Raw genomic sequence first — 21,108 nt, 5'->3', positions numbered from 1 at the left:
ACGAACGAGGACAACATGAATTTACCTTTTTCCAAAGTGCGTCTGGTCGGTGATCAGGTATGGCTCTCGGGTGTGATTGGATTTGAAGAAGATGGCACGCTGGCGGCAGAAGTCAGCCGTCAGACCGAACGCGTGATGCAGACCATTCAGGCCACGCTGGCAGAACAGGGTTGCACCCTGGCAGATATCTTCTCCTGTACCGTGTATCTCACCGACGCCGATTTGTTCGCCCCATTTAATCAGGCGTATGCCAAATGGTTCAGCGATCCTTTGCCGGTGAGAACCACGGTGCTGGCGGGCCTGGTGTTGCAGGAGGCGTTGCTGGAGATCACTGTGGTCGCGCAAAAACCCACTGCGGAGTAAAGCGATGGCGCATGATGTGTTAGTGCTGGGAGCCGGCATGGTTGGGGTGAGCTGCGCCCTGCATCTGCAGCAGCGTGGTTATGATGTCGCGCTGCTGGACCGGCGCGACCCTGGCGAAGAAACCTCGTATGGCAACGCGGGTATTATCCAGCGCGAGGCGGTCAATCCCTACGCCTTTCCGCGTGAACTCAGTACGCTGCTGAGCGTGGCGGGTAACCGTCGGCTGGATGTGCGTTATCACCCGCGCGCGCTACCTTCCCTTGCCTCGCCGCTGCTGCGCTACTACGCCAATTCGGCACCGCAGGCTTATGCGCCGATTGCAGCGGCCTATGCTTCGTTGATCGCCCTGTCGATTGAGACCCACGAGGCGCTGCTGGATGCGGCGAATGCCCGCCATTTACTCGGTGAACGTGGCTGGTTGATGCTGTTTCGCAGCGATAAACAACGCGATGCCGCCTTTGCCGATGCCGACAAACTGCTGGCGATGGGGGTGAATCATCGCAAGCTGGACGCGGCCCAATTACAGGCTACTGAACCGGCGTTACGCGCGCAGCTGAGCGGCGCGGTTTACTGGAGTGACCCACTGACGGTGCGTGATCCCGGCGAGCTGGTGAAAGCCTATGCGGCGTTGTTGTTGGCGCGCGGAGCCGCCTGGTATCAGGGTAATGCCCAGACGCTGCGCCCGACGGCGGACGGCGGCTGGCAGGTGCAAACCCGGAACGACGAATGGGTGCAGGCACGTCAGGTGGTGGTAGCGCTCGGTCCCTGGAGTTCGCAACTGACCGGTGATTTTGGCTATCGTCCGCCGTTGTTTGTGAAACGTGGCTACCATCAGCATTTCCAGCCGGTGCCAGGCGCTACGCCGCGTCACTGGATGCTGGATGAAGAACGGGGCTACCTGATTGCTCCGATGGCGCGCGGGTTACGCATCACCACCGGGGCGGAACTGGCCGATATTGATGCACCTGCCACGCCTGTTCAGCTTAAGGCGGTGGAACAGGTAGCGCGCCAGTTGGTGCCGCTGGGTGCTGCCGTAGAAGCCGAGCCCTGGAAAGGTGCCCGTCCCTGTATGCCGGATATGAAACCGGTGATCGGGGCGGTGCCGGGCCAGCCGGGCATGTGGTGTGCATTCGGTCATGGTCATCAGGGTTTTACTCTCGGCCCGGCCACCGGGATGTTGCTGGCCGAATTGATGCACGGCGAGCACAGCAGCATCGCGATGGAGGCGTTTAGCCCGGCACGACGATTTTAGCGTGACGGTTTACACATCACTTTCAACAACTCACGCAAGATATTCCTCACCCCGGCCACTGCCGGGTCCCTGAGACTGTCGGCTCGCCAGGCCAGTTCTACCGAATACTCAGGTAATTCAATCGGGCAGCGCAGCAGGTGTAAATCGAACATCTCCGCCATCGCGCGGGCGGCATGGCTGGGCAGCGTCACAATTGACCGTGAACCTTTAATCAGCCAGGGTACGGCCGAGAAGTGCGTTGCGGCAGCTTCAACCGTGCGTTTCAGCCCCAGTTCAGCCAGCGCTTCATCGACAATCCCCACCACGCCCCCCGATGAAATCAGAATATGTTGCAACGTGGTGTAGTCATCAATAGTCAGTTCCGGCGTGGTCGGCACAAAATCCACTACACAGGCGTAGTCATTCACCCCGACTAACTCTTTACTCAGCGCCGCTGAGTGGCCGCTCCCCGAGGTGACCGCCAAATCGACCATGCGGTTCATCAGCATTCCGGCGGCAATCCGACTGTGAATTTGCCGGAATATCAGCCGCAGTCCCGGATATTCCTGCGCCACGCGATTAATCAGTTTGCGCGCCAGCGCGATTTCATAATCATCAGACCAGCCCAGCACCACGCTGCGGCCATCGAACGCGGCCTGGTCCAGCTGCGCCAGTGAAAGGCTCTGGCGACAGCGATCCAGCGCTTCACTGACAATCGGTTTTAACTCCTCGGCGCGACGACTCGGGCGCAGACCGCGCCCGGTGCGATCAAACAGATGGTCGCCATAAATTTTGCGCAATCTGCCCAGCGCCGCACTCACTGCTGACTGGGTAATCCCCAGCCGTAAAGCCGCCCTGCTGGCGCTACCTTCTTCATACAGGGCTTCAAACACTTTGAAGAGATTAAGATCGAGCGCTTCAATATTTATGTTGTTCATATCAGATATACGGCCACGACGATTGATTCATATCACTATAGCGGGGAGTATCAGTGGTTCATATCTTCGGCAACAGGTAATTAACCATGGCCTCCTCAACTGTGGCAGTGCTGCAAATGGGTTCCGCCCCAGCAGGCAAAGCACAAACCTTAGAAAAGATTCTGTCTTATGAAGAGCAGATCATGGCCAGCGGCGCCCGTCTGGTGGTGATGCCTGAAGCCCTGCTCGGCGGCTATCCCAAAGGGGAAACCTTCGGTACTCAGCTGGGTTATCGTCTGCCAGAAGGACGGGAAACCTGGGCAGAATACTTTGCCAACGCCATTGATGTGCCGGGCAAAGAAACTGAGGCGTTGGCGGATCTGGCACGCAGAACCCAGGCGGCGTTAGTGATTGGCGTGATTGAACGCGAAGGCAGCACCTTATATTGCAGTGCGTTATTTTTCGAACCCGAAACCGGACTGGCGGCGAAACATCGCAAACTGATGCCAACCGGCACCGAACGTTTGATCTGGGGTCAGGGCGACGGTTCCACCCTGCCGGTGCTGGACACGCAAGCCGGGCGCATCGGTGCCGCGATTTGCTGGGAAAATCATATGCCGCTGCTGCGTACTGCCATGTACGCCAAAGGCGTGCAAATCTGGTGCGCACCAACGGTGGATGAACGCGATGTGTGGCAGGCCTCAATGCGACATATCGCCCATGAAGGACGCTGTTTTGTTCTGAGCGCCTGCCAGATTCAGCCGTCACCGGCAGAACTCGGCATTGAAATTCCCGGCTGGGACAGCCAGCGTCCGTTGATTCAGGGTGGCAGCGTGATTATCGGCCCATTGGGTGATGTGCTGGCAGGCCCGTTACGCGGCAGCGAAGGGTTGCTGTGTGCACAGATTGATACCGATGAACTGATTCGCGCCCGCTATGACTTTGATGTGGTTGGACATTATGCCCGCCCGGATGTTTTCTCTTTGTCGGTTGACCAAAAACCAAAAAAAACCGTGACTTTCCAGTAAGATAACGGCCAACACCAGGGCCACGGTAACGGTGTGAAAAATCGCACCGTTACAACACTGGCAACCCCCCATTTTCCGCCATAAACCGTTTCACGGCGGCGCGCACGGCGGCACGTAACGGCATCGCCCGGCTAACCTGGTACTCATAAAGCAGCTGCAAAAATGTCGTGACCATGATTTCTGGCCTGCGGTAGCGCAGTTCACCCTTTAGCATCGCGCCATTGACGACCCACATCACCTGTTCTTCCACTTCTGGCGGGCAACGCGATGCCAGTGCCAGTCTCAGCCCTAATCGATTCAATCTTTTACCTAACGGCAAGCTGGCGTAGCGCAAAGGAAGCGCCATGTTTCCGGCCAGTAATAAATCTGCCTCGTTGCGGCATACGCCATTTTCACCACTGACCATCGTTCTGTGCATCCCCCATCCCCCCAGAAACCTGCCGCAACATCTGCTTGACAGAAACAGCATAAATCAAGATAACTATACCGTACAGTTTAATTATAGCGTTTTTATACTCATTTTTACTTTTTAAGAGGATCGGATTGTGGAGAAATCATTGAAGGGGATTTATGCGGGATTGACTGCACTGGTCCTGATGGCGGGTGTGACCGGATGCTCCAGTACCGCGCCGGTAAAATACACCGGGCTGGAGTCATCTTCCCGGCTGAGCGCTAACGCCGGGGATGACAGCGACAGAATCCCCTTTCGCTACAGCGCGCCAGTGGACTGGAAAAAATATGGCAAGATCATTATTGAACCGGTCAGCCTTTATCAGGGCAGTGACGGCCAGTTTAACGATATGGATCAAGCCGATCGCCACCATCTTGCCGATTATATGCAACAGAAGTTTGGTCAGGAGTTAACCACGCGCTTTCAGAGCGCCACGTCCCCTTCCCCAAATACGCTGCGTCTCAAATTGACGCTAACCGGTGCCGATACCACCACCCAGGTCGCCGGGACCGTCACTAAATTCGACCTTGCCGGAGGGCCGTATAATATCGTCCAGTCAATTCGCGGCGGGCGCGGCATGCTCAGCGGCTACGTGAACTATGCGGTTGAAATTCATGATGCCGAAACCGGTGAACTGCTGCTGGCCTACGTCGCAGAACAATATCCTAACGCGATGAATATCGGTGCCACCTTCGGCTCGCTCAGCGCCGCAGAAACCGGCATTGATAAGGGCGCGGAGGAACTGCTGAAAAAATTACAGTAACAGCTCGATTGATGTAGCGGTGCGATAAATCACACCGCTACCCGTCCGTGCAGCTTTCAAGAGTTACGTGCGGCGGCAGGCACCGGCCAGAAACAGGTTCACTGCCGCTGCCACCATCTCGGTGACGCGGCTTTCTGAAAAAGTACCCATCTCTTTTTTCAACAGCAATTCATCCACTTCGGCTTTCAGCAACGCGGAAAACTGGCGCGCACGCAGCATCGGGCAATTTTCCGCCAGATCGCCCTGCTCCATATGGCTTTTCATCAGGCTGGAGAGCATTTCCATACTTTCCCGCACGCCGGATTCATAAAACAACGCGCCGATATCCGAATGACCGGCTTCACCGACCACCACGCGATAAAGTTGCAGTGCCTGGCTGTCACTCATCAGCACGCTCAGCATACCTTTACCAAAACGGTGGAGTTTGTTTTCCAGGCTGAGTTCGCTGCCATCGTCGTTGAGAATATCCCCGGCGGCTTCGGTCAGATAATGGGTGCTGTAAGTTCTGACTACCGCCTCAAACAGGGCTTCTTTGGAAGGAAAATAGTTGTATAACGTGGCCTTAGAACCGCCGGCACGGCGGGCAACTTCATTCATTGAGGCCCGCTCGTAGCCGTGTTCCTGAAACACGGCTGAGGCGGCGGTCATAATGGCTTGTCTTTTTTCATCGGTAAGTGTGCGCATAACATCCTCTTTGCGGCTGAACGGGCAGCATAACAAAACCGCCCGGTTCATTAAACCGCAAGGTTATGCCTTGTTGCTGGCAATGCGCCGGTTTACCTCGTGGCGCAACCGCAGCAATTTCTCCGCATCAGCAGGCCAGACCTTAAAGGTGATACGCATTCCCATCATCTCATCCACTAAAGCTTCTACCGCTGCACGTCCCTGCAACCTTTCCAGTAATTGTAACGCCCGCAGATCCTGTAACGCTTCCAGCAGCACCTTCAGACGAATCGAGGGTAAAGGCGTGAAGTTTTTACCAGGATAGACCAGGAAAGGATCACCTGCCGGAAACGCCTGCAAGCCATCGGTGACCGCGAAGGGATCAATCGCTTCGCGTGACAGCTCGCTGTTATAGAAGTTAAAGCCCCAATGTAAAAAACCTTCAATCCGATACAACCATAGCTGCACTCCAAGGATACGGTTGCGCACCGACGGTTGCGCCATAAAACGGTTGGCAACGTCCAGGTACTGGGCACAGCAATAGTAGGTCCACTGGCCGGGCACCTGATTCTCCAGAAAAGGTTCCAGATGATCAGAGGCGGTCACGGGTTTCTCCACCAGGCCGAGTCGATAGAAATCGTAATCGGACAAGGCATCCAGCGTACGATAGCCGGAGATCAGCGGGCGCAGCAAATCGCTGGCTTTACGATAGTTTTCCAGATGCTGATCGGTAGGTTCATCGGAAATATGGAACCACACCCGCTCCTGCAATCCCTGCTGAGTAAACCATGCGGTCAACTGCGGCAGGAAGGCAGTGAGAAAGTGACGCCACTGTTCGCCAAACGCGTCGGTATGCCAGCCAAAACGCGCTTCCTGGCTACCGTCCGGCAATTGCACCGCCACATGCGGCGCATGAGCTGCTCCCCATTGGGTGAAAAAGTGGGCGATCTCAAAGTCACGTATCCCCTCTTCCCGGCATAAAGACACCCAGCGCGCCAGGCGTTCAAAACCAAAGCGGTAACCCCCTTGCCCATCATCCACCACATCAATCAGCTGCACCTCAGTACGCACTGTACCTGGTGCGGTATCGAGCGGCGGCGTAAACAGCGGGGTTAGCATCATATTGACGCCATGCGCCACTGCACTTTGTACAAAGTTTCGCACTGCCTGCCAGTACGCCTCACTGAATACCGGCAGCTGATAGTAATTCGCCAGGCAATCGGTATGAATCCATTCGGTATGGTAAAGCTGCTGCTCTGGCAGCGCATCAGGTAACACCGTCAGCGTCAGTGCGCTTTCGCTTACCAGGCTGCTGTCCTCTTTATCCTGCAAGCGCAGGGTAATATTGTGCTGTCCCGGCGGCAAACCGGTGGCCGGAGGTGTCAGGCAGAGCCACAGTGCGCCCTGATAGTTGCAGGTAATTTGCAGCGCAGGCGTGGTCAGCGGCATCAGCAGGTCTGGAAACAGGCCCGGTTCGGTGGTCAGATAGTTTTCATCCACGGTGTTGTAGCAAGGCAGATGGCCTGGCACAGAGGTGACCTGATACAGCTGCAACCACGGCAGTAACTCACTCTCCACTGACCAGGACAAAGTGCGGCGGGTTTTACGTTCCTGCGAGGGCAGAAAATATTGTGCCTGGAAAGAGAAAGTTTCATTGGAAAGAATGCTGGCTGTCGTCAGTTGCTTTACATCGGTAATTGTTTTTTGGTGGAACATTTTTTCCAGCGACGAAGTCAGCCGCAGATGTAACGTCATGGTTCATCCCTTATAGCGTCAGAAGTTGGCAATTTAATAGCACGCATACTGAAAAGAAAAAATAGAAAAAAAAGGTAATAAGAAAATAAGATGACGCAGCTCGCAAATCATAATATTTTCCTGCAAACACTGAAAGGCGGGTGGAAATAATGTCAGAGCTTTAGTTTTAATTAACATTATTAATGTCATATGAATCGTCCTAACCTGCGCAGAAAAAAGCCTTGCTAATTAGATCATTACCGCCAGCTCACCCTTTCGTTTTGCTACTTAGGTTACGAAATCATCGCTAAAACCCCGCAAAAACCCTTTCGATTTCGAAAGATCGAAAGGAAAAGCGCCACTCACACTTACACTTTTTCGTTGTTGACAGCCAGATTACAGATGGTTTACAAAATCATTCACCAACACCGGGTCTTTCCAGCGAAATACTTTTTATTGATGAGGGTTGTGTCATGCTGTCTGCAAAAAACAATAAGTCTCATATCAGGCCAGTAATTTCCGGAATCACATTAGCTGTCGCACTTTTAATTCCTGCACTCAGCCAGGCTGCCGATAAAATAACGTTGCGCTACGCTATTTGGGATCGAAATCAACTTCCTGCTGAGGAGAAAATTGCTCAATCATTCGAAAAGGCTAACCCGGATATCAATATTGATATAGAAGTGGTACCGGCTTCACAGTATTTCGTCAAACTGGATTCCGCCGTTGCAGGTGGTGTGGCACCGGATATCTTTTGGGTGAATATGCCCTACTTTATCCAGTATGCGCAGAACCATGTGCTGGCCCCGCTGAATGGCTACCTGAACGATAAATCGGTCGATCTGAACAACATCGTCGCCAGTTCAGTGAAAGCCTACCAGTTTGATGGCAACCAGCTGGCTATCCCGCGTGATGTGGATGCGATTGCCGTCTGGTACAACAAAAAACTGTTTGATCAGGCCGGTGTCAGCTATCCGAAAAAAGGCTGGACCTGGGATGACCTGAAAACCACCGCCACCGCGCTGAAAACGAAACTGAAAGGCGACGCCTTCCCGCTGTATATGGATCTCAGCAATGACGGCCAGGAAAGCTACCTGAACCTGCTGTATCAGAAAGGTGTGCATATCGTACCAACCCATGGCCAGCCGACCGATATCGCCAGCGATAACGCGATCTGGGTGTATCAGCAATTACAGCAAATGATGAAAGATGGCCTGCTGCCGACCGCCAATCAGATGAGTGAACTGAAAACCGACTCGGTGTTTACCTCGAATCGTGCCGCGATGGTGTACGCCGGTTCCTGGCAGGCGGCCCCCTTCGCCAGCAACCCACAAATTAACGATCATATTGGCGTAATTGAAATGCCGCGCATCGATAAAGAAGCCGGTGTGGCACACAGTCTGGGCTTTGCCTTGTACGCCAACGGTAAACATAAAGATGCTGCCTGGCGTTATGTCTCCTTTATGGCGCAGAAATCATCGCAGGAGGAGTTAGCAGCCGCGGTCATTCCGGCCAACAAACAGGCGATGCCAGCCTGGGCTGCCAATGTGAAGCAGGTTGACGTCACCGCCTATCTGACTGCACTGGATCACGCCACCGCTTACCCCACCGCCGGGACCAATACACCGAAGTGGCAAAATATGTGGATCAGCAGCCTGAAGAAAATCTTTATGGGTGCAGATGCCAAAGAAGAAATGGATAAGTCGGTGAAGAAAATCAGCCGTGTGATGGAAAAATAATTCTGTAACAGCGCGATTTATCGCGCTGTTATCAGATCCGGCATTTTAAATCTGCGCGATAAATCGCGCCGCTACCGAGCCGATAAAGATGGAAAATATCTCCCCCGCTACCGTTATCCCGCGCGTGAAAACGGTAAAAAATGTCAGTAGTCTGGAACGAGCCGAGCGTTTCTGGGGCTGGATAATGATCGCTCCGCTGGTTATCGGCTTACTGGTATTTTATTTCATTCCTTTTCTCCAGACATTTTTTTATAGCTTTACCGATCTCAATCAGTTTATGAACTGGACAGAGGTCAGTCTGGATAATTATCGTGACCTGTTCACGGATGATGATTTTTATACCGCTACGCTCAATACCCTGTTCTATGTGGTGGTGTGCGTGCCGGTCAGCCTTGCCCTTTCGCTGCTGCTGGCAATCGGTCTGAACCAGCCGATTCGCGGTAAAACGCTGTTCCGCACCCTGCTTTTTCTCCCTGCCATCACCATGCCCGCAGCGGTGGCGATGGTATGGCAATGGCTGTTTAACGGTGATTTCGGTCTGGTTAACCATATGCTGGGGTTTATTGGTATTTCGCAGGTTGACTGGCTCTCCGATCCCAAAGTGGTACACCTCAGCGTTTCCATCATTATCATCTGGTCATCACTGGCGTTAAAAATCATTATCCTGCTGGCTGGATTACAAAATATTCCCCGCCAGGTGTATGAAGCCGCCGATATTGATGGCATTGGCACCCTGCGCCGCTTCTTCTTTATTACGTTACCGCTGATGATGCCGACATTATTTTTCGTGTCGATCATGAGTTTCATTGAAGTGATACAAATCTTCGACGTTATCTTTTTAATGTTCGACCGTTCGATGATTGAAAGTGACGCCATGACGGTGACGTTCCTGTTCTATAAATACGCCTTTTATTTACAGGAAAAAGGTTATGCCTCTGCCATTGCTGTGATGCTGTTTATCGTGACCCTGGTGATCAGCCTGGTGCAGATGTTTATTGGTAAAAAAATCAAGGTTACCTGAGGAAACCCGCCATGAGCACATTACCCCAATCAGAAGAACTGGCGTGGTTTCGTCGTCAGCATCAGGAAAAAATCCGCCGTCTGACGGTTTACGCGTTGATGACGCTGGCAAGCCTTATCTCGCTGGTGCCGTTTATCTGGATGTTGCTGACCTCACTGAAAACCCAGCCGGAAAGCATCCAGATTCCGCTGACGATTCTGCCTCAGCATCCTTCGTTACAGGCTTATCACCGTATTCTGACTGAGATCCCCTTCACCACCTTTTATATCAACTCGTTTCTTTACACCTTTTTCACCGTCACGCTGCAAATGTTGATTGCGGCAATGGCCGCCTATGGCTTCTCGCGCCTGACATTTCGTGGTCGCGACACGGTGTTTATGTTGTGCGTCTCGATTCTGATGGTGCCCGCCCAGGCCTTCCTGATTCCGCAGTTTCTTATCGTGCAGAAACTCGGCCTGGTAAACACCCTGAGTGGTCTGATCCTGCCCGGCATCTTCAGTATTTACGCCACCTTTCTGTTGAGACAGTTCTTCCTTGGCGTACCGCGCGAGCTGGAAGAAGCCGCATTGCTTGATGGCTACAACCATTTCGCGATTTTCTGGCGCATTCTGCTGCCGCTGATTCGCCCGGGATTGATTGCCTGCATCATTATTAATGGCCTGTGGGCCTGGAATAACCTGATGTGGCCATTAATCGTTAATACCAGCGTCGATAAGTTAACCCTGCCGGTGGGACTGGCGTCACTCGCCAGCCGGGCAGGCGTGCCCTATCCAATGCTAATGGCTGGCGCGCTGATGGCGGTGCTGCCGATGCTGATTTTATTCATCTTTTTCCAGCGCTATTTCATCCAGGGAATCGCCAGCGCCGGAGTTAAAGGGTAATTGCCCCCCAACATGAGGAAGCAGCTATGTCTGGCATTCAACTACATGATGTGAAGAAAATTTATCCCAACGGCTTCCAGGCACTGCACGGTATTGAGCTTTCGATTCAGGAAGGTGAATTCATGGTGTTTGTCGGGCCATCCGGCTGCGCAAAATCAACCTTGCTGCGCATGATTGCCGGGCTGGAAAGCATCAGTGCCGGTGAAATCGTGATTCAAAATCGGTGCGTCAATCAGGTACTCCCCAAAGACCGGGAAGTGGCAATGGTGTTCCAGAACTACGCGTTGTACCCGCATATGACGGTATATAAAAATATGGCGTTTAGCCTGAGCGGCAAAATGCCCCGCGAGGAGATTGATCGCCGGGTACGTGAAGCAGCAGAGAACCTGGAAATCAGCCACTTACTGGAGCGCAAGCCGGGTCAGCTTTCAGGTGGTCAGTGCCAGCGTGTGGCGCTGGGTCGCGCAATTGTGCGTCGTCCACGCGTGTTTTTGTTTGATGAACCGCTATCCAATCTCGATGCGAAATTGCGTGTCTCGATGCGCCTGCAACTGATCAATCTGCATCAGCAACTCAAAGCGGAAGGCTTACCTTCAACCATGATTTATGTCACCCACGATCAGGTGGAAGCTATGACCATGGGCGATCGCATCTGCGTGCTGGATCGTGGCGTGATTCAACAGGTGGACAAGCCGGTGACCCTCTATCATCAGCCAGCAAACAAATTCGTGGCCGCGTTTATCGGCAGCCCGGCTATGAATCTGCATGATGTAACTATTACCACGAATAACGGCCAGCCTGCCTTGTCATTTGACGATGCCGGCAAGCTGGTGCTGCCTGCCAGCGTGGCGGCGCGTCTGAACGGCTACAGTGAAGCGCAAATCTGCCTCGGAATCCGCCCGGAGCATGTGCTGATCACCACGGCGGATGCGCCGGGGGCGTTACCGGCGACGGTGCAGACGGTGGAACATATGGGCAATGAAGAGATCGTGCATTGCGATGTGGCAGGCCGCCACTTTGTCGCGCGCTTCCCTTCTTCCCCTGGTTGGGCGTCGCAACCGGGCGAGCGCATCGGGCTACAACTGGCGCTGGACCATGCTCATTTGTTTGATATCACTCATGGGCGTGTGCTGCGCCCGGCTGGCCTCTAATCCCAGGACAACCCTATGCGTTACGGATTTGATATCGGCGGAACCAAAATTGAAATTGCCGCCTATGACGACAGGATGCAACAGCTGTTTCGCCAGCGGGTGGCAACCCCCGGGGAAGATTACACCGCCTTTCTCAACTGCCTGGTGGAACTCACCCTGGAGGCCGATCAGCAGTTTGGTGGCAAAGGAAAAGTAGGCATCGGCCTGCCCGGTATCACCGATCCGCGCACGCAGCAGCAGTTATCGGCCAATGTCCCCTGCCTTACCGGTCGTAACCTGAAGCGGGATATCGAAACCCTGCTCAACCGGCCGGTGGCGATAGGCAATGATTGCCACTGCTTTGCGCTATCCGAAGCGCACTCGCCGCAAACGCTGGATTATTCGGTGGTGTTTGGCGTGATCATCGGCACTGGCGCAGGGGGTGGTCTGGTGGTGAATAAACAACTGTTCAGCGGTAAGCATGGCATGGCGGGCGAATGGGGCCATCTACCGGTGCCTGCACGCCTGATTCAGCGCTATCAGCTGCCCTCATTTGCCTGTAACTGTGGTCTGAAGGATTGCTACGAACGTTATGTTTCCGGACGCGGTCTGCTGGCGCTAAGCCAGCATTTTGGTCATCCGGCCCACGATCTGCCCACATTGATGGTCAGTTTCCGGCAACAGGACCCGCTGGCCCAGCAGCTGTTCAGCATGTTTATCGCAATCCTCGCCAGTGCGCTGGCAGGGTTGCAGATGATGCTGGATATTGACGCCTTTGTACTGGGTGGCGGTTTATCCAACATTCCTGAAATCTATCCGCGCCTGCCGGATGCCATGCGTGAAGGGTTATTTGCCGTCAGCCCACCGGCGGTGATTCTGCCACCGGTGTTTGGCGACAGCAGCGGCGTGCGTGGCGCTGCGCTACTCAACTCTGTTCAGGAGGAGTCTTTATGATCAATACCGAGCAACGCCGTGAATCGATTATTGAGCAACTAAGGCGCGAGGGCGTGGTGCGGGTGGAAGATCTCAGCGCCCTGTACAACGTCAGCTCGGTCACTATCCGTAATGACCTGCGCTGGCTGGAAAAAAGCGGCTGCGCGATTCGTGGCTATGGCGGTGCACAACTTAATCGTCAGTTTGTCTTTGATCGACCGCTGGAAGACAAAGGCAAAATCAATCGCGATGTGAAATTCGCCATCGCCAAAGCGGCGGCCGCACTGATCAATGACGGGGAAGCGGTGATTATTGATTCCGGTTCCACGACCAGCCTGATGACCCGGCATCTGGACAAACAGAAGGATTTGGTGGTGATGACTAACGCCATCAACATCGCTTATGAACTGGCGAGCCGTGAAAACATTCATTTAATGGTGCTGGGTGGCAACGTGCGCAGCGCTTCCTGGTCAATCGACGGCCCGACGGCAGAGCAGCATATCCGTCAGTACCGTTTCGACAAGCTGTTTCTCGGTGTCGATGGTTTTGACCTGACCTCCGGCATTACCACGCCCCAGCTGGGAGAGGCGCAGATTAACCGCGCCATGTGCGATGTCTCACGCGAGATCATTGCCGTGGCCGACTCCAGCAAGTTTGGTCGCACCAGTTTCTGTTTGATCCGCGAGGTGGAGCGTATCCACCGGCTGGTCACCGACAGTGCCATATCCGAGCAGTACGTGCGCGCCCTGGAAAAAATGGGCGTCGAAATCATCATCGCCGATCGCTAATACCGCGGGAGAGTAGCTTCATGAAAGTAGGCATTATTGGATTAGGGTTCCGTCTCGGTTATCTCGGGCATGTGTTCAGTAGCCTGTTGCCAGACTTCACCATCGTGGGTTACGTCGATCCGGCCCCGGCCGGGCTGGCGACCCTGCAACAGCATGGCATCACAGCCGGTGATGTCTATGACACGCCCGAGGCACTGCTGGCGGCGCATCAGCTCGATATGTTAATGATTGGCTCTCCCAATCACCTGCACCTGGAGCATATCCGCATCGGGCTGGAAGCTGGCGTGAAAGTGTTTTGCGAAAAGCCGGTGGTGGCAAGCCTTGAACAAAGTTATCAACTGGCGGAATTGCTGGCGCAGTATGGTCAGGAACAGTTGCTGATTGGCCTGGTTCTGCGCTATGCGCCGATGTATCGCGATGTGTTGCAGGCACGGCAGTCCGGCGCACTGGGTCATATCGTCTCGGTAGAAGCCTCGGAACATATCTACCCGTACCACGGGGCCTTTTTTATGCGCGACTGGCGGCGTTACTCGCGCTATTCCGGCAGCTTTATGCTGGAAAAATGCTGCCATGACCTCGATCTCTACAACAGCCTGATTGGTTCCCGACCGATGCGCGTTGCCAGCTTTGGCGGACGGCGTAATTTCGTGCCGGAAAATGATCCGCGCCAGCACGGGGTGGATGATATGACGCTGTTTCACCAGAAACCGTCTGGCTGGCTGGGAGACGATAAAGTGTTCGACAGTGATGGTGACATCGTTGACCACCAGGTGGCGATTGTCGAATACGCCAACGGCGTAGCGATGAATTTCCATACCAACATCAACGCACCGGACCAGTTCCGCCGTTTCTGCATCATGGGGTCGCGCGGCCAGGCGGAAGGCGATTTTATTCGTGGTTTCCTGTGGGTACACGATGTGATGAGCGGCAACAAAACCGTGGATAAGCAGTACGCCACCCGTACCGCGCTGTCGCAGCATTACGGTGCCGATGAACAAATGGCGCGAGAGGTGATCGACCACGTGCTGCACGGCGGTCCGCTGCCGGTTTCGCCGCAGGATGCGATTGAAGCCGGGATTCTGGCGCTGGCGATGGATGAAGCCCGTGAGCAGCGTAAGCTGGTGGATTTAGCGCCAGTATGGGAGAAACTTGACCGGCTGCTCACTCCGGCACAAACCGCCTGAATTTTGATGCGGGCGTATCAGCGCCCGCGATGCTTACTGGCTAACCAGCACCACCTCAATCCCCGCCCGACGCAGCCCTTCGAGGCTGTTCTGCGGAATGCTGTCGTCGGTGATGATCATATGGATACGCTGGGTATCGATGATTTTGTGCAGGCTGGAACGGTTAAATTTGCTGGAGTCGGTGACCACGATGATGCGCTCTGCCACCTCGCACATACGGCGATTCAGGCGCGCTTCATCCTCGTTATGGGTGCTGATGCCGCGATCCAGATCGATGGCATCAACGCCGAGAAACAGCAGGTCAAAATGGTAGTTCTGCAACGAATGATCGGCCTGGTCACCATAAAACGACAGCGACTGGCGACGCAAATGGCCGCCGGTCATCAGCACTTCCACCCCTTCCGCTTCCACCAGGGCGTTGGCAACGTTCATCCCATTGGTCATGGCGATGACGTTCTGATGCTGGCGCATATGGCGGGCAATCTCAAAGGTGGTGGTGCCGGAATCCAGGATCACCCGATGGCCCGGTTTAATCAGCTCGGCAGCAACGCTGGCGATGCTGCGTTTCGCCGAAATATTCAGCGAACTTTTGTCTTTTACCGAAGGTTCCGCTGTTCCCTGGCCGTTATCACAGATCAGCGCTCCGCCGTAGACGCGTACCGCAATACCCTGCTTTTCCAGGAACGCCAGATCGTTACGAATGGTCACCGTGGAAACCCCGTAAAGCGCAGCGAGATCATTCACCTGCACGCTACCTTGCTGGCGTAATTTTTGAATAATCTGCTCACGCCGCTCGCTGGTCGCCGCCACGCTTTTTTCCATCGGATTATCAGAATGCTGCATAAGGTTAGCCTGCCATTCATTGCTTTCGTTTTATTTCGATTGGGCTATTAACACCTTTCTTTCGGCCAAATGCAACCTTTGCTATCAGATACGCATAAGCAAAATGCTTTTCATACTTACGTTATCTTTTTCTTGCCTTTCGTTTTGTGCATCTGATAGCTTTCATTATGTTTTCATCCCTCGCCGCCCGGCAAAAAAGAAAGATTGTGAAAGATTGATGGGTGGCATCTTACCCTGTGGAGCCGAAAGTGAAACTATTGACTGAAATTATCACCCGTCATCAGCAAGGAGAGCAAAATGGACTCTTCTCCGTTTGTTCTGCGCACCCGTTAGTGCTGGAGGCCGCTCTGCGCTTTGCCCGCGATCGCCAGCAGCCGCTGCTGGTCGAAGCCACCTCCAACCAGGTGGATCAGACCGGTGGTTATACCGGCATGACGCCAGCAGACTTTCGTGATTTTCTCTGGCAGCTGGCGGATACCTGCCAGTTTCCGCGTGAACAACTGATTCTCGGCGGCGACCATCTCGGCCCTAATCGCTGGCAAAAGGAAGCGGCCGAAGTGGCGATGCAACATGCCGAGGTATTGATTGCCCATTATGTGCAGGCGGGCTTTAAGAAAATTCATCTCGATTGCAGCATGTCCTGCGCCGATGATCCGGTGCCGCTGACCGATGCGATTGTGGCGCAACGCGCCGCGCGACTGGCGGTGATTGCCGAAGAAACCTGCCAGCAGCATTTCGGCTGCCGTGACCTGGTGTATGTCATCGGCACGGAAGTCCCGGTACCCGGTGGCGCTCACGAAACGCTGACCGAGCTGGCCGTCACCACGCCGGAAGCGGCGCAGGCCACGCTGATGGCGCACCATCATGCCTTTGAACAACAGGGGTTGTCTGAGTTATGGCCACGCATTATCGGCCTGGTGGTGCAGCCTGGCGTAGAGTTTGACCATACGCATATTATTGATTATCAGCCACAAAAAGCGCAGCAACTGCGCCAGTGGGCAGAAACCGCCGGACGACCGCTGTTCGAAGCCCATTCCACCGACTATCAAACCCCTGAAGCGCTGCGCCAGCTGGTTATCGACCATTTCGCCATTCTGAAAGTTGGCCCGGCGTTAACGTTCGCCCTGCGCGAAGCGCTGTTTTCCCTCGCCTGCATCGAAGAGGAACTGCTCAGTGCCAAAGCCTGTTCCCACCTGCGCACCGTGCTGGAGGATGTGATGCTCGACAAACCCGGCTACTGGCAAAGTCATTATCACGGCGATAGCAACACTCGCCGCCTGGCGCGCGGCTTTAGCTATTCGGACCGGGTGCGCTACTACTGGCCGGATGCGCAGATTGCCGATGCGTTTAATGTGCTGATCCGCAATCTGGCGGATACCCCACTCCCGCTGCCGCTTATCAGCCAGTATCTGCCGCTGCAATACAGCAAAGTGCGTCAGGGTCAGCTGCCTGCCACTCCCCATGCATTGTTAATCGATCATATTCAGGATGTGCTGCAACAGTATCACCTTGCCTGCCAGCCTGCTTAAGGGAACCAGATAAATGGAACAGATTATTCGGGCACGTCGGCTGTTGTGCGAGGGAGGCTGGCGTGATGAGCAGCAGCTGCACCTGGTGGATGGCAGCATCACCGCCATCCAGCCCATCGCCCCCGGCGAGATGCGACGGGATGTGGATCTGCTGTGTCCGGCCTATATCGATACCCATGTGCATGGTGGTGCAGGCGTGGATGTGATGGATGACGATCCCTCGGCGCTGCTGACACTGGCACAACACAAGGCACGCGAAGGGGTCGGTGCCTGGCTGGCAACCACCGTCACCGCCCCGCTGCCAGAAATCATTCAGGCATTGCGCCGTATTGCTGACTATCGCCATCATCCGTCCGGTGCTCAGCTGCTGGGTAGCTACCTTGAAGGGCCGTGGTTTACCGCCGAAAATCGCGGTGCACACCAGCCCGAATGGTTCCGCGAGCTGGATATCAGCGAAATCGATCAACTGATCGAGGTGGCGCAAGGCACGCTGCGCATGGTAGCGCTGGCCCCGGAAAAACCTGCGGCGCTGGCGGCAATTCGTCATCTGAAAGCACGCGGTATTCGGGTGATGCTGGGGCACAGCGCAGCCAGTTATGACCAGACGCTGGCAGCACTGGATGCCGGGGCCGATGGGCTGGTGCACTGCTTCAATGGCATGCGCGGTTTGCATCATCGCGAACCGGGTATGACGGGCGCTGGATTAAGCGACGCGCGCGCCTGGCTGGAACTGATCGCCGATGGTCATCATGTCCATCCGGCGGTCCTGCGTCTCACCTGCCAATGCGCGCAGCAACGCATCATTCTGATTACTGACGCCATGCGAGCTGCCGGGATGCCCGATGGGTTGTACTCGATTTGTGGTCACGATGTGGAGATGCGGGCGGGTGTGGTGCGCACAGCACAAGGGGGTCTGGCTGGCAGCACGCTGGCGCTGGATGCCGCAGTACGCAATATGGTCGCCCACGGCGGCGTCAGCAGCCAACAGGCGATTGAGATGGCCAGCCTGCATCCGGCGCGCCTGCTGGGCATAGCACATCAGCTGGGCACCCTCGCGCCGGGGAAACAGGCCAATCTGCTGGCGCTGAATGACCAGCTGTATCCCCAGCAGCTGTGGGTTAAGGGTGTGGCGGTAGATTAAGGGCGCGCAATAAATTGCGCCGCTACAAGCCTGTGCAAACTGTAGCGGCGCGATGTATTGCGCTATTTCAGCGATGTTTAAATAAAATTTGATCAATAACATTGATAGCTAAATTTGAACTGAAGCGCTTCAGCTTTTGCCATAGAATAAAACTTCGACAGACAAACTGATTGAAGCCTATGACCATGCATAATGTATTAACCCTGACCGTTGCCGCTATTTGCTCGTTGTTACTGACCAATGGTATCGCGGCATTTCGTACTATCCTGAACGCCACTGACGACGAGCAACGTGAAAAAGTCAAGGTAGGTCAGTTAGATATGACCATGCGTCGTTATATGACGGGCGAAGGTGTCGGCTATATTTTAACGTCGGCCGTCAGCATCATCGGCTGGTTAATGTTTATTTCTGGTTAATGCGGTAAATATTATTACCGCTTTGTTTTTTTTCCGTTAAATACCTCTCTTCGTTATTTCCCAGCATTGACCTGCCTTTCTCCTGAATAAAATCCAACACATCTGCTCGAATTTGTTGCGACGCGATTTATCGCGTAACGGCGCTCACCTTTCCTTTTCTTTCCTTCTCATGTTGAAGTTTCATTTCCTTTCTTGTAGATTGCCTTATCCGTTTAAATAACCAAACGACAGCAAAAAGAAAGGTAGTGAAACTATCGGACTGGCTTTCAGTAACAGCTTAATCTTAAGGATATTGTTATGAATGAAACCCTTGCGGCCAACATGTCAGGAACCCAAACCTGGACCGAGGAAGAGATTCGGCAACAACCGGCAAGCTGGATGAGCGCTCTGCAACATCTCGACGCGCAGCGTGGCGAACTGGATGACTGGCTGGCTACCTTCTACGCCCAGCCCAATGGCCGGATTATCCTTACGGGTGCCGGGTCCTCAGCCTTTATTGGCGATATCATCGCCCCTTATCTGGCGCGTCAGCTCAAGGCTAATGTGGTCGCTATCCCCACCACTGATTTAGTCACCAATCCGATGGACTACTTTCCGGACGATCAGCCCCTGCTGCTGGTGTCGTTTGCCCGCTCCGGTAACAGCCCGGAAAGCGTAGCGGCGGTGCAACTTGCCAATCAGTTTGTACCCGACTGCCGCCATCTGATCATTACCTGCAACGCCACCGGTGATTTGTATCGTTTTGCCAGTGAGCATGACAACGCCAGAGCACGTCTGATGCCAGCGGAAACCCATGATCGGGGTTTTGCCATGACCAGCAGCATTAGCACCATGATGCTCAGCTGCCTGGCCATTTTTGCACCGCAGCAGTTCAATACTCCGCGCTTCAGCCATGTTGCCGAGTGCTGCGAAAAGATCATTCAAAACCACGGCGATTTCAGCCAGTCCGCCTTTGGTGATCTCGACTGGCAACGGGTGGTGTATCTCGGCAGTGGCAGCCTGCAAGGCGCAGCACGCGAATCAGCGCTGAAGGTGCTGGAACTCACCGCCGGACAACTGGCGGCCTTCTACGAATCGCCGGTTGGCTTCCGTCATGGCCCTAAATCGCTGGTTGATGATAAAACCCTGGTGGTGCTGTTCGTTTCCGGCCATCCCTATACCCGTCAGTATGACCTTGACCTGCTGACCGAGCTGCATCGTGAAAAGATCGCGCTGCGCGTGGTCGCCATCACCAGCCAGCCTGCTGCCGAGGTTGCAGCAGGTCCGCATCTCTATTTACCCACTACTCAAACGCTGAACGATATCGAGCTGGCCTTCTGCTTCCTGATCTATGCCCAGATCTTTGCACTGACGGCGTCGCTGAAGTCCGGTATTACTCCGGATACCCCTTCCGCCAGCGGCACGGTGAATCGCGTGGTTCAGGGCGTGGTGATCCATCCGTGGCAGCAGCAGAAGGAAGCACACTGATGGGCATAATCTCGACCAAATATCTGTTGCTGGATGCCCAGGCGCGCGGCTATGCCGTGCCCGCGTTTAATATCCATAACGCCGAAACCATTCAGGCGATCCTTGATGTCTGCAAGGAAATGCAATCGCCGGTGATTCTGGCGGGCACGCCGGGCACCTTTAAACACATTGCGTTTAAGGAGATCTTTGCACTGTGCGAAGCTTACTCAGCCAGTTACGGCCTGCCGCTGGCGCTGCACCTCGACCATCATGAAACCCTTGAGGATATCGGTAATAAAGTCGCTGCCGGGGTGCGCAGTGCGATGATCGACGGCAGCCATGTACCCTTTGCCGACAACGTGCGGCTGACGCGTGAAGTGGTGAACTTCTGTCATCGCCACGATTGCAGCGTCGAAGCAGAACTGGGACGCCTCGGTGGCGTAGAAGATGATATGGCGGTCAGTGATGAAAGCGCATTTCTCACCGATCCCGACGAAGCACGGCAGTTCGTGGAGCAAACCGGGGTAGACAGCCTGGCGGTGGCGATTGGCACCGCGCATGGTCTTTATACCCAAACGCCGAAAATTGACTTCGACCGGCTGGCAAAAATTCAGCAACGCGTCGATATCCCGCTGGTGTTACACGGTGCCAGCGATGTGCCGGATGACTACGTCCGCCGCGCCATCGGGCTGGGCGTGTGCAAAGTCAATGTCGCCACTGAACTGAAAATCGCCTTTGCCGGTGCGGTAAAGAACTGGTTTGGCGAGAATCCGCAGGGTAACGATCCCCGCTATTATCTGCGGGTGGGGATGGATGCGATGAAAGCGGTAGTGCGCGATAAGATTCTGGTGTGTGGATCGGCGGATCGGCTGAAATAATCGGGTAGCGGCGCAATTTATTGCGCGAT

General features: G+C 54.6%; 21 protein-coding genes. 16 read left to right on the top strand and 5 right to left on the bottom strand.

Translation table 11 applies throughout. The annotated features are described in order from the left end of the window. Positions 1 to 15 precede the first annotated feature (15 nt). Together AC6I8X_RS09850 and AC6I8X_RS09845 are read left to right on the top strand one after the other, a co-directional pair. Entirely contained in the window at positions 16 to 363 is a 348-nt protein-coding gene (locus AC6I8X_RS09850; protein ID WP_084874769.1) for a RidA family protein, read from the top strand. Between the two features lie 4 nt (positions 364 to 367). Continuing rightward, positions 368 to 1,615, top strand: a complete 1,248-nt coding sequence (locus tag AC6I8X_RS09845) for an NAD(P)/FAD-dependent oxidoreductase (RefSeq protein ID WP_497840990.1) — start codon at positions 368 to 370, stop codon at positions 1,613 to 1,615. Here the strand turns inward: AC6I8X_RS09845 and AC6I8X_RS09840 are convergent. Further along, a complete protein-coding gene (locus AC6I8X_RS09840; protein ID WP_497840989.1) occupies positions 1,612 to 2,532 on the bottom strand; it encodes a LysR family transcriptional regulator in 921 nt (306 codons plus the stop codon). The genes AC6I8X_RS09845 and AC6I8X_RS09840 overlap by 4 nt on opposite strands. An 86-nt stretch (positions 2,533 to 2,618) precedes the next feature. On the opposite strand from AC6I8X_RS09840, the gene AC6I8X_RS09835 reads away from it, so the two are divergent. Further along, positions 2,619 to 3,539 (top strand): carbon-nitrogen hydrolase family protein, encoded by a 921-nt coding sequence (locus AC6I8X_RS09835; protein WP_313690363.1) that lies wholly within the window; start codon positions 2,619 to 2,621, stop codon positions 3,537 to 3,539. A 49-nt stretch (positions 3,540 to 3,588) separates the two neighbouring features. On the opposite strand, the gene AC6I8X_RS09830 is transcribed toward AC6I8X_RS09835, so the two are convergent. After that, positions 3,589 to 3,957, bottom strand: a complete 369-nt coding sequence (locus AC6I8X_RS09830) for a hypothetical protein (protein WP_313690365.1) — start codon at positions 3,955 to 3,957, stop codon at positions 3,589 to 3,591. A 178-nt stretch (positions 3,958 to 4,135) separates the two neighbouring features. On the opposite strand from AC6I8X_RS09830, the gene AC6I8X_RS09825 reads away from it, so the two are divergent. Continuing rightward, complete coding sequence (locus tag AC6I8X_RS09825; RefSeq protein WP_497841034.1) at positions 4,136 to 4,753, top strand: DUF3313 domain-containing protein; 618 nt, start codon at positions 4,136 to 4,138, stop codon at positions 4,751 to 4,753. A gap of 63 nt (positions 4,754 to 4,816) precedes the next feature. On the opposite strand, the gene AC6I8X_RS09820 is transcribed toward AC6I8X_RS09825, so the two are convergent. Then, a complete protein-coding gene (locus AC6I8X_RS09820) occupies positions 4,817 to 5,437 on the bottom strand; it encodes a TetR/AcrR family transcriptional regulator (RefSeq protein ID WP_497840988.1) in 621 nt (206 codons plus the stop codon). A gap of 63 nt (positions 5,438 to 5,500) precedes the next feature. Beyond that, entirely contained in the window at positions 5,501 to 7,171 is a 1,671-nt protein-coding gene (locus tag AC6I8X_RS09815; RefSeq protein ID WP_313688296.1) for a DUF4091 domain-containing protein, read from the bottom strand. A gap of 452 nt (positions 7,172 to 7,623) precedes the next feature. Here AC6I8X_RS09815 and AC6I8X_RS09810 point away from each other — a divergent pair, with 452 nt between their 5' ends. From AC6I8X_RS09810 to AC6I8X_RS09780, 7 genes are all read left to right on the top strand, one after another. Beyond that, positions 7,624 to 8,889 carry an ABC transporter substrate-binding protein gene (locus AC6I8X_RS09810; RefSeq protein ID WP_497840987.1) on the top strand — a complete coding sequence of 422 codons (1,266 nt, stop codon included), beginning with the start codon at positions 7,624 to 7,626 and terminating at the stop codon, positions 8,887 to 8,889. Between the two features lie 88 nt (positions 8,890 to 8,977). After that, entirely contained in the window at positions 8,978 to 9,910 is a 933-nt protein-coding gene (locus tag AC6I8X_RS09805) for a carbohydrate ABC transporter permease (protein WP_313688300.1), read from the top strand. A gap of 98 nt (positions 9,911 to 10,008) precedes the next feature. Continuing rightward, complete coding sequence (locus AC6I8X_RS09800) at positions 10,009 to 10,791, top strand: carbohydrate ABC transporter permease (RefSeq protein ID WP_497841033.1); 783 nt, start codon at positions 10,009 to 10,011, stop codon at positions 10,789 to 10,791. Positions 10,792 to 10,817: 26 nt separating this feature from the next. After that, positions 10,818 to 11,942, top strand: a complete 1,125-nt coding sequence (locus AC6I8X_RS09795; protein ID WP_416412500.1) for an ABC transporter ATP-binding protein — start codon at positions 10,818 to 10,820, stop codon at positions 11,940 to 11,942. Between the two features lie 15 nt (positions 11,943 to 11,957). Beyond that, positions 11,958 to 12,875, top strand: coding sequence for an ROK family protein (locus AC6I8X_RS09790; protein ID WP_313688304.1), 918 nt, complete (start codon positions 11,958 to 11,960; stop codon positions 12,873 to 12,875). Beyond that, entirely contained in the window at positions 12,872 to 13,642 is a 771-nt protein-coding gene (agaR, locus tag AC6I8X_RS09785) for a transcriptional repressor AgaR (RefSeq protein ID WP_084874739.1), read from the top strand. The genes AC6I8X_RS09790 and agaR overlap by 4 nt, the downstream gene beginning before the upstream one ends. 20 nt (positions 13,643 to 13,662) lie before the next feature. Beyond that, on the top strand, positions 13,663 to 14,826 hold the full coding sequence (locus tag AC6I8X_RS09780) for a Gfo/Idh/MocA family protein (protein WP_497840986.1): 1,164 nt from the start codon (positions 13,663 to 13,665) through the stop codon (positions 14,824 to 14,826). 33 nt (positions 14,827 to 14,859) lie between these two features. Here AC6I8X_RS09780 and AC6I8X_RS09775 read toward each other — a convergent pair whose 3' ends face one another. Then, a complete protein-coding gene (locus AC6I8X_RS09775; RefSeq protein ID WP_084874734.1) occupies positions 14,860 to 15,669 on the bottom strand; it encodes a DeoR family transcriptional regulator in 810 nt (269 codons plus the stop codon). A 248-nt stretch (positions 15,670 to 15,917) separates the two neighbouring features. Here AC6I8X_RS09775 and kbaZ point away from each other — a divergent pair, with 248 nt between their 5' ends. The 5 genes from kbaZ (at position 15,918) to kbaY (ending at position 21,079) form a co-directional block, all read left to right on the top strand. Continuing rightward, positions 15,918 to 17,198, top strand: coding sequence for a tagatose-bisphosphate aldolase subunit KbaZ (kbaZ, locus tag AC6I8X_RS09770; protein WP_497840985.1), 1,281 nt, complete (start codon positions 15,918 to 15,920; stop codon positions 17,196 to 17,198). Between the two features lie 13 nt (positions 17,199 to 17,211). Beyond that, positions 17,212 to 18,339, top strand: coding sequence for an N-acetylglucosamine-6-phosphate deacetylase (gene nagA, locus AC6I8X_RS09765; protein ID WP_497840984.1), 1,128 nt, complete (start codon positions 17,212 to 17,214; stop codon positions 18,337 to 18,339). Positions 18,340 to 18,518: 179 nt separating this feature from the next. Beyond that, a complete protein-coding gene (locus AC6I8X_RS09760; protein ID WP_299452950.1) occupies positions 18,519 to 18,755 on the top strand; it encodes a hypothetical protein in 237 nt (78 codons plus the stop codon). Positions 18,756 to 19,052: 297 nt separating this feature from the next. After that, the gene (locus tag AC6I8X_RS09755) at positions 19,053 to 20,222 is read left to right on the top strand and encodes an SIS domain-containing protein (RefSeq protein ID WP_313690247.1); all 1,170 of its coding nucleotides are present in this window, start codon (positions 19,053 to 19,055) and stop codon (positions 20,220 to 20,222) included. Then, positions 20,222 to 21,079 carry a tagatose-bisphosphate aldolase subunit KbaY gene (gene kbaY / locus AC6I8X_RS09750; RefSeq protein ID WP_497840983.1) on the top strand — a complete coding sequence of 286 codons (858 nt, stop codon included), beginning with the start codon at positions 20,222 to 20,224 and terminating at the stop codon, positions 21,077 to 21,079. The genes AC6I8X_RS09755 and kbaY overlap by 1 nt, the downstream gene beginning before the upstream one ends. The last annotated feature ends 29 nt before the right edge of the window (positions 21,080 to 21,108 follow it).

Source organism: Pantoea sp. X-Soil-TKNS-1280 (genome assembly GCF_059730475.1).
Note: the sequence above shows the minus strand (reverse complement) of the source record. Positions and strands in the feature narration are given on the sequence as shown.